Source organism: Citrobacter sp. MGH 55 (genome assembly GCF_016906145.1).
Lineage (GTDB): Bacteria > Pseudomonadota > Gammaproteobacteria > Enterobacterales > Enterobacteriaceae > Citrobacter_A > Citrobacter_A amalonaticus.
Genome location: NZ_CP070239.1, coordinates 2,740,738 through 2,749,637 on the forward strand (window position 1 = coordinate 2,740,738; position 8,900 = coordinate 2,749,637).

6 protein-coding genes are annotated in these 8,900 nt (G+C 56.3%); 4 read left to right on the forward strand and 2 right to left on the reverse strand.

Annotation, left to right across the window (positions count from 1 at the left end):
* The 3 genes from JTI98_RS10790 to JTI98_RS10800 all read left to right on the forward strand — a co-directional run.
* The coding region (locus tag JTI98_RS10790) for an FAD-dependent oxidoreductase (RefSeq protein ID WP_252869579.1) at nt 1-1,418 on the forward strand (1,418 nt) is incomplete at its 5' end.
* Between the two features lie 172 nt (nt 1,419-1,590).
* Nucleotides 1,591-2,166, forward strand: a complete 576-nt coding sequence (gene nudK / locus JTI98_RS10795) for a GDP-mannose pyrophosphatase NudK (RefSeq protein WP_044256903.1) — start codon at nt 1,591-1,593, stop codon at nt 2,164-2,166.
* A gap of 125 nt (nt 2,167-2,291) precedes the next feature.
* Nucleotides 2,292-3,332 (forward strand): DUF1176 domain-containing protein, encoded by a 1,041-nt coding sequence (locus JTI98_RS10800; protein WP_042999873.1) that lies wholly within the window; start codon nt 2,292-2,294, stop codon nt 3,330-3,332.
* Between the two features lie 45 nt (nt 3,333-3,377).
* Here the strand turns inward: JTI98_RS10800 and tkt are convergent, their stop codons facing one another.
* Both tkt and tal read right to left on the reverse strand, forming a co-directional pair.
* Complete coding sequence (gene tkt / locus JTI98_RS10805) at nt 3,378-5,372, reverse strand: transketolase (protein ID WP_044256901.1); 1,995 nt, start codon at nt 5,370-5,372, stop codon at nt 3,378-3,380.
* Between the two features lie 20 nt (nt 5,373-5,392).
* On the reverse strand, nt 5,393-6,343 hold the full coding sequence (gene tal / locus JTI98_RS10810) for a transaldolase (RefSeq protein WP_044328174.1): 951 nt from the start codon (nt 6,341-6,343) through the stop codon (nt 5,393-5,395).
* Nucleotides 6,344-6,617: 274 nt separating this feature from the next.
* On the opposite strand from tal, the gene maeB reads away from it, so the two are divergent.
* On the forward strand, nt 6,618-8,897 hold the full coding sequence (gene maeB, locus JTI98_RS10815; protein ID WP_216081237.1) for an NADP-dependent oxaloacetate-decarboxylating malate dehydrogenase: 2,280 nt from the start codon (nt 6,618-6,620) through the stop codon (nt 8,895-8,897).
* Nucleotides 8,898-8,900 lie beyond the last annotated feature (3 nt).

Here is an 8,900-nt window from a genome sequence, read left to right on the forward strand (position 1 = left end):
GCAAAATTGAGCAAATGCACGCGACGCCGGCGCGCGGTGAGCCGGACAAACTGGCTATTGACGCGCGAAAAGTCAGCTTTGACGAAATCTATCTGCCGTTTCGCACGGCTCAGGCGGAGCGGGAGGCCTCACGCTGCCTGAAGTGTGGTGAACACAGTATTTGCGAATGGACCTGCCCGCTACATAACCACATCCCTCAGTGGATTGAACTGGTGAAAGCCGGAAATATTGATGCGGCAGTGGAGTTGTCTCACCAGACGAATTGTCTGCCGGAAATCACCGGGCGCGTTTGTCCGCAAGACCGACTGTGCGAAGGCGCCTGTACGGTGCGCGACGAGCACGGCGCGGTGACGATCGGCAACATTGAACGCTACATTTCTGACCGCGCGCTGGGTAACGGCTGGCGACCGGATCTGAGCCATGTCCAGAAGGTCGACAAGCGCGTGGCGATTATTGGCGCCGGTCCGGCAGGGCTTGCCTGCGCCGACGTGCTGGCGCGTCACGGTGTCAGCGCCACGGTTTTTGATCGTCACCCTGAAATCGGCGGACTGCTGACCTTTGGCATTCCGGCCTTCAAACTGGATAAATCACTGCTGGCGCGCCGTCGGGAAATTTTCAGCGCGATGGGGATCCATTTTGAGCTGAACTGCGAAGTGGGCAGGGATGTGAAAATGGAGGCGCTGCTGGAGGATTACGATGCCGTTTTTGTCGGCGTGGGAACCTATCGTTCGATGAAGGCCGACCTGCCTAACGAAGAGGCTCCGGGCGTCTATGACGCGCTGCCATTCCTGATCGCCAATACTAAACAGGTGATGGGACTGGACGAATGTCCTGAAGAGCCGTACATCAACACCGCCGGACTTAACGTGGTGGTGTTGGGCGGTGGCGACACGGCGATGGACTGTGTCCGTACCGCGCTGCGTCATGGCGCAAGCCAGGTCACCTGCGCCTATCGCCGTGACGAAGCCAACATGCCGGGTTCGAAGAAAGAGGTGAAAAACGCGCGTGAGGAAGGGGCGAAGTTCGAGTTCAACGTGCAGCCGGTCGATCTGGAACTGAGCGCGGACGGGCGCGTTTGCGGCATTCGTTTTCTGCGTACGCAATTGGGTGAGCCGGATGCCCAGGGACGCCGCCGTCCGGTGCCGATTGCTGGCAGTGAATTTGTGATGCCGGCAGATGCCGTGATCATGGCGTTTGGTTTCCATCCGCACGGGATGCCGTGGCTGGAGAGCCATGGAGTGCAAGTGGACAGCTGGGGGCGCATCGCGGCGAACGTTGAGAGCACATACCGTTACCAGACCACTAACCCGAAGATCTTTGCCGGTGGCGATGCCGTACGCGGCGCCGATCTGGTGGTCACCGCAATGGCGGAAGGACGCCATGCGGCGCAGGGGATCATCGACTGGCTGGGGCGGTAAACGTTCGATTATCCCGTAGGCCGGATAAGGCGTAGCCGACATCCGGCTTGATAGCGCTGCGCTTATCAGGTCTACAATTCACCTCTGTCCGGCATAAATCAGCCTTATCTTACACAGACAAATCCGGCTTCACGGCGTAGTATAATTTCTCTTCTTACGCTGTGGAGTCGATATGTCGCAAAAAATCACCCTCGTTAAAGACAAAGTCCTTTCTGATAACTATTTCATCCTGCGCAATATTACCTACGATCTGACCCGCTCGAACGGCGACGTCATCCGCCACAAACGTGAAGTGTACGATCGCGGCAATGGGGCAACGATCCTGCTGTATAACGCAGAGAAAAAGACGGTGGTGCTGATTCGTCAGTTCCGCGTAGCGACGTGGGTGAACGGTAACGAAAGCGGGCAGTTGATTGAAACCTGCGCCGGATTACTGGACAACGACGAGCCGGAAGCCTGCATTCGCAAAGAGGCCATTGAAGAGACAGGCTATGAAGTGGGTGAGGTGCGCAAGCTCTTTGAGCTGTACATGTCTCCCGGCGGTGTGACGGAGCTGATTCACTTTTTTATCGCCGAATACAGCGAAAGCCAGCGTGCTAACGCGGGGGGTGGTGTGGAAGACGAAGACATCGACGTGCTGGAATTACCGTTTACTCAGGCACTGGAGATGATTAAAACCGGTGAAATACGAGACGGTAAGACCGTGTTATTGCTCAACTATTTACAATCCTCACATTTAATGGATTGATAAATAAGGTTTATATTTCTTTACGAATGATTGAATCTATCCGACAAATCCGATTGAGCATGGTCAACAGCACAACGAAGATACGACCTGTGTTGTTCGTTTGACTTCTGGGGTTATTACCGTCCATGCGCTATCGCGTTATTTTCCTTTTCCTGCTCGGCCTGATTCCGGCCCGCTTGCTGTGGGCCGCGCCCGCGCAACAGGCCTTTTCTGACTGGCAGGTAACCTGTAATAACCAGAATTTTTGCGTCGCGCGTAACACCGGTGAACATGGCGGGCTGGTGATGACGCTGAGCCGCAGTGCCGGGGCGCATACCGATGCCGTCTTGCGCCTCGATCTTGGCGGATTGACCGCGCCCACCAACGAAGCGGATATCGCGCCACGCCTGTTGCTGGATGGCAAACCGTTGGCGCTGAGCCCAGATCACTGGCGAATGACGCCGTGGCACCTGATGACAGATGATCCGGCGACTATCGCTGAATTTCTGCTGACGATTCAGGACGGGAAGGCGATTACCCTGCAAAAGGGCAATCAAACCATTTCGCTGGCCGGGCTGAAAGCGGCGCTGTTGTTCATCGACGCGCAGCAGAAGCGGGTGGGCAGCGAAACGGCGTGGATTGAAAAAGGGGACGATCCTCCACTGAGCGTGCCACCGGCACCGGCGCTGAAAGGCGTAGCCGTCGTTAACCCAACACCCACACCGCTCTCCCTCGACGAACGCAACGACCTTCTTGATTACGGCAACTGGCGAATAAACGGCATTAAGTGTTCACTCGATCCTTCACGCCGTGAGGTGCGGGTGACCGCCCTTACCGATGACAAAGCCCTGTTGATGATTGCCTGCGAAGCCGGAGCGTACAACACGATCGATCTGGCGTGGATCGTGTCGCGGAAAAAACCACTGGCCTCACACGCCGTACGCCTACGTTTACCGTTTAACAGCGGCGCGGAAAGTAACGACATGGAGTTAATGAACGCCGTGTTTGATGAGAAGTCGCGTGAACTGGTTACCCTGGCAAAAGGGCGGGGATTAACGGACTGCGGCATCCAGACTCGCTGGCGTTTTGACGGTCAGCGTTTTCGTCTGGTGCGTTATGCCGAAGAGCCGAGCTGTGATGGCTGGCATGGGCCAGATGCCTGGCCCACGCTATGGATCACGCGTTGATTTTTTATCGGATGACGACGCAGTCGTCATCCGGCGTTGCAGACATCAGGCGTTCAAAACCTTGTGTGCTTTCTCCACAATGTTCTCCACCGTAAAGCCGAAGTAAGGGAACAGCTTCTCTGCTGGCGCGGATTCACCGTAGCCGGTCATCCCGACAATCGCCCCTTTTAAGCCCACATATTTGTACCAGTAATCGGCAATACCGGCTTCGACCGCGACGCGCGCGCTGACGTTCGATGGCAGCACCGACTCGCGGTATGCCTCGTCCTGGGCATCGAAAATATCCGTTGAGGGCAGCGATACCACGCGGACGTTACGCCCTTCGCCGGTCAGTTTCTCCGCGGCCTGCAGGGTAATCTCCATTTCTGACCCGGTGGCAATCAGAATGATATCCGGTTTGCCGCCGCTGTCTTTCAGCACGTAGCCACCGCGGGCGATCGCTTTCACCTGCTCCGGCGTGCGTTCAACCTGCGCCAGGTTTTGTCGTGACAGGATCAGCGCCGTGGGGCCATCATGGCGCTCGACCGCCAGCTTCCAACCCACCGCGGCTTCAACCTGATCGCACGGACGCCAGGTGCTGAAATTGGGCGTCAGACGCAGGCTGGCAAGCTGTTCCACCGCCTGGTGCGTCGGACCGTCTTCCCCGAGGCCAATAGAATCGTGGGTATAGACCATGATTTGCCGCGCCTTCATCAGCGCCGCCATACGCGCCGCATTACGCGCATATTCAACGAACATCAGGAAGGTGGCGGTATAGGGCACGAACCCGCCATGATGGGCGATACCGTTGGCGATGGCGGTCATGCCAAATTCACGCACGCCGTAGTGAATGTAATTGCCCGCCAGATCTTCTTTCAGTGAGGTCGAGCCTTTCCAGATTGTCAGGTTGCTCGGCGCCAGATCCGCCGAACCGCCTAACAGCTCCGGCAAGAGCGGACCGTAGACGTTAAGGGTATTTTGCGATGCCTTGCGGGTGGCGATTTTGGCGGGGTTCGCCTGTAACTCGTTGATGTATTTCTGTGTGGTTTTTTCCCACGCCTCTGGCAGACCGCCGGTCATGCGGCGTGTGAACTCCGCGGCCAGTTGCGGGTGCGCTTTCTGGTAAGCGGCGAATTTTTCGTTCCAGTGCTGTTGCGCTTTCTCGCCTTTTTCGCGGGCGTCCCAGGCGCGATAAATCTCTTTCGGGATCTCAAATGCCGGATGGTGCCAGCCGAGTTTTTGGCGGGTCAGCGCCACTTCTTCTTCGCCCAGCGCCGCGCCGTGGGATTCCTCTTTCCCTGCTTTGTTCGGTGAGCCAAAGCCGATCACCGTGCGGCAGATAATCAGCGACGGTTTGTCCTTCACGCTCTGCGCTTCCTGAATCGCTCTCTTCACCGCTTCCGGGTCGTGGCCATCAATCTCGTGGACGACATGCCAGTGGTAAGCCTCAAAGCGTTTGGCGGTATCATCGGTAAACCAGCCGTCGGTTTCACCATCAATGGAGATACCGTTGTGATCGTAAAAACCGATCAGCTTGCCCAGCCCCAGCGTTCCCGCCAGCGAACAGACCTCATGCGAAATGCCTTCCATCAGGCAACCGTCGCCCATAAACACATACGTGAAGTGATCGACAATCTCGTGGTCCGGCTGGTTGAACTGTGCCGCCAGCGTGCGTTCGGCAATGGCTAAACCGACGGCGTTCGCCAGCCCCTGGCCCAGCGGCCCGGTGGTGGTTTCCACGCCTGGCGTATAGCCGATTTCCGGGTGGCCTGGCGTTCTGGAATGCAACTGGCGGAAGTTTTTCAACTCTTCAAGCGGCAGGTCATAGCCTGACAGATGCAGCAGACTATAGAGCAGCATAGAGGCGTGACCGTTCGAAAGAATAAAACGATCGCGATCGTACCAGGTTGGATCGGTCGGGTTGTGCTTAAGAAAATCGTTCCACAGCACTTCGGCGATATCCGCCATTCCCATCGGCGCGCCGGGGTGACCGGAATTGGCTTTCTGAACAGCGTCCATACTGAGCGCACGAATGGCATTGGCAAGGTCTTTACGGGACATAGAACACTCCGTGGCAAGGTTTAGAGTTTGGCCGCAAGCAGGTCTTCCAGTTTGCGTTGGTCGACGGCGAACTGACGGATGCCGTCAGAGAGTTTCTCGACCGCCATCGCATCCTGGTTATGCTCCCAGCGGAATTCAGCTTCGCTCATGGGGGCGGGACGATGGAAGGTTTGCGAAGACGGCACCAGCTTGCGCACGACCGGTTCTTCTTTTTCCTGTAATTCTTTCAGGAGATTGGGGGCAATCGTCAGGCGATCGCAGCCGGCCAGCGCGAGGATCTGCTCAGTGCGGCGAAAACTGGCGCCCATGACGATGGTGTCATAACGATGCTGTTTGAAGTAATCGTAGATATTGCGCACCGACTTCACGCCGGGATCTTGCTCGACAACGTACGGGTCCATGGGGCTGCGTGCCTGGTACCAGTCGTAAATGCGACCAACGAACGGGGAGATCAAAAAGACGCCCGCTTCAGCGCAGGCGCGGGCCTGAGCAAAGGAAAACAGCAGCGTCAGGTTGCAGTTAATTCCCTCTTTCTCTAACGCTTCTGCCGCGCGAATGCCTTCCCATGTGGAGGCCAGTTTGATCAGTATGCGGGATTTATCGATCCCCTGCTGCTGGTACAAATCCACCAGGTGGCGGGCCTTGTCGATACTCTTTTGTTGATCGAAGGAGAGGCGGGCATCCACTTCGGTCGACACGCGTCCCGGAATGCTTTTAAGAATTTCCGCACCAAAATTGACTGCCAGTTTGTCGCAGGCTTCGGCAACCTGCTGTTCCTGGGTTTTACCCCGCTGCTTTCCCCAGCGGATCGCATCGTCAATCAGATGCGCGTAGTGCGCCAGGCCAGCGGCTTTCAGCAGCAGGGAAGGGTTGGTGGTGGCATCCTGGGGTTGGTAATGACGAATAGACTCAATATCGCCGCTGTCGGCCACGACAGTGGTGAATTGTTTGATGCCGTCTAACTGGTTCATAGGAAATACTCCTTGAAAAGTAACGTGTTAGGTGAGTGCTTAAAATCACACTTCTGAGAAATTCATGATGTGCACCACAAAAAAGCATAGCAGACAGGCATGGTATTGCTGGCTTAAGCAGGTAACATGGTTGTTATGAGTTGATTACGAAATCTTTATTTAAGTCGTGATAGTTTGGGGACCTTCAAAGTTTGCGTCCCGCAGTGCGGTGATAATGTGCGACGCACCTGGCTGCGCGTGACTTTTTTGAACGATACGTGAAAGGAACAACAAGATGGATGACCAGTTAAAGCAAAGCGCCCTTGATTTCCACGAATTCCCGGTACCTGGTAAAATCCAGGTTTCTCCGACCAAGCCCCTTGCCACGCAGCGCGATCTGGCGCTGGCCTACTCGCCGGGCGTCGCGGCACCTTGTCTTGAAATCGAAAAAGACCCGCTGGCTGCGTATAAATACACCGCGCGTGGCAACCTGGTTGCCGTTATCTCTAACGGGACGGCGGTGCTGGGCTTAGGCAATATCGGTGCGCTGGCCGGTAAACCGGTCATGGAAGGCAAAGGCGTTCTGTTTAAGAAATTCGCCGGTATTGATGTGTTCGATATCGAAGTCGATGAGCTCGATCCGGACAAATTTATTAACGTCGTTGCCGCGCTGGAACCGACGTTCGGCGGGATCAACCTGGAAGACATCAAAGCGCCGGAGTGTTTCTACATCGAACAGAAACTGCGCGAACGCATGAATATTCCGGTGTTCCATGACGATCAGCACGGCACCGCGATCATCAGTACCGCCGCCATTCTTAACGGCCTGCGGGTGGTAGAGAAAAATATCTCCGACGTGCGGATGGTGGTATCCGGCGCGGGCGCGGCGGCGATCGCTTGTATGAACCTGCTGGTGGCGCTGGGAATGCAGAAGCACAACATTGTGGTCTGCGACTCCAAGGGCGTTATCTACAAAGGTCGCGAGCCGAATATGGCTGAAACCAAAGCGGCCTACGCGGTAGATGATGACGGCAAACGGACGCTGGATGACGTTATTGACGGCGCGGATATTTTCCTTGGGTGTTCAGGCCCGAAAGTGCTGACCCAGGAGATGGTCAAGAAAATGGCCCGCGCGCCGATGATTCTGGCGCTGGCTAACCCGGAACCAGAAATTCTGCCGCCGTTGGCAAAAGCGGTGCGTCCGGACGCCATCATCTGTACCGGCCGTTCCGACTACCCGAACCAGGTCAACAACGTCCTGTGCTTCCCGTTCATTTTCCGTGGCGCACTGGACGTTGGCGCGACGGCAATCAACGAAGAGATGAAGCTGGCTGCGGTCCATGCCATTGCCGAACTGGCGCATGCCGAGCAAAGCGAAGTCGTGGCCTCGGCCTATGGCGACCAGGATCTGAGCTTCGGCCCGGAATACATCATTCCAAAACCGTTCGACCCGCGTCTGATCGTTAAAATTGCGCCAGCGGTTGCCAAAGCAGCAATGGATTCCGGCGTGGCAATGCGTCCCATTGCCGACTTTGACGCTTATGTCGACAAGCTGACGGAATTTGTCTACAAAACTAACCTGTTCATGAAGCCGATTTTCTCGCAGGCACGCAAAGCACCGAAGCGTGTCGTGTTGCCGGAAGGGGAAGAGGCGCGTGTGCTGCACGCAACGCAAGAACTGATCACGCTGGGTCTGGCGAAGCCGATCCTGATCGGCCGTCCGGGCGTAATCGAAATGCGCATTCAAAAACTGGGGCTGCAGATCAAAGCAGGCGTCGATTTTGAGATCGTCAACAATGAATCCGATCCGCGCTTTAAAGAGTACTGGAACGAGTACTACCAGATCATGAAGCGTCGAGGCATTACCCAGGAGCAGGCGCAGCGTGCGGTGATCGCCAACACCACGGTGATTGGGGCGATCATGGTACAGCGCGGTGAAGCGGATGCGATGATCTGTGGCACTATCGGTGATTACCATGAACACTTCAGCGTGGTGAAAGCGGTGTTTGGCTACCGTGAAGGCGTCCATACCGCCGGGGCGATGAACGCGTTACTGCTGCCGAGCGGCAACACCTTTATTGCCGATACCTACGTCAATGACGATCCTGAGCCGGAAGAGCTGGCGGAAATCGCCGTGATGGCGGCGGAAACCGTGCGTCGCTTTGGTATCGAACCGAAAGTGGCGCTGCTGTCGCATTCTAACTTTGGTTCGTCCAACTGTCCGTCTGCCGGCAAAATGCGCGCCGCGCTGGAGATTATCAAAGCACGTGCGCCTGACCTGATGATTGACGGCGAAATGCATGGTGATGCCGCGCTGGTGGAAAGCATTCGTAATGACCGGATGCCGGACAGCCCGCTGAAAGGCTCGGCCAATATTCTGGTGATGCCGAATATGGAAGCGGCGCGTATTAGTTACAACCTGCTGCGTGTTTCCAGTTCGGAAGGGGTCACTGTTGGGCCGGTACTGATGGGGGTCTCGAAACCCGTTCATGTATTAACGCCGATCGCCTCTGTTCGTCGAATCGTTAATATGGTGGCGCTGGCGGTGGTTGAGGCACAAACACAGCCGCTGTAATTC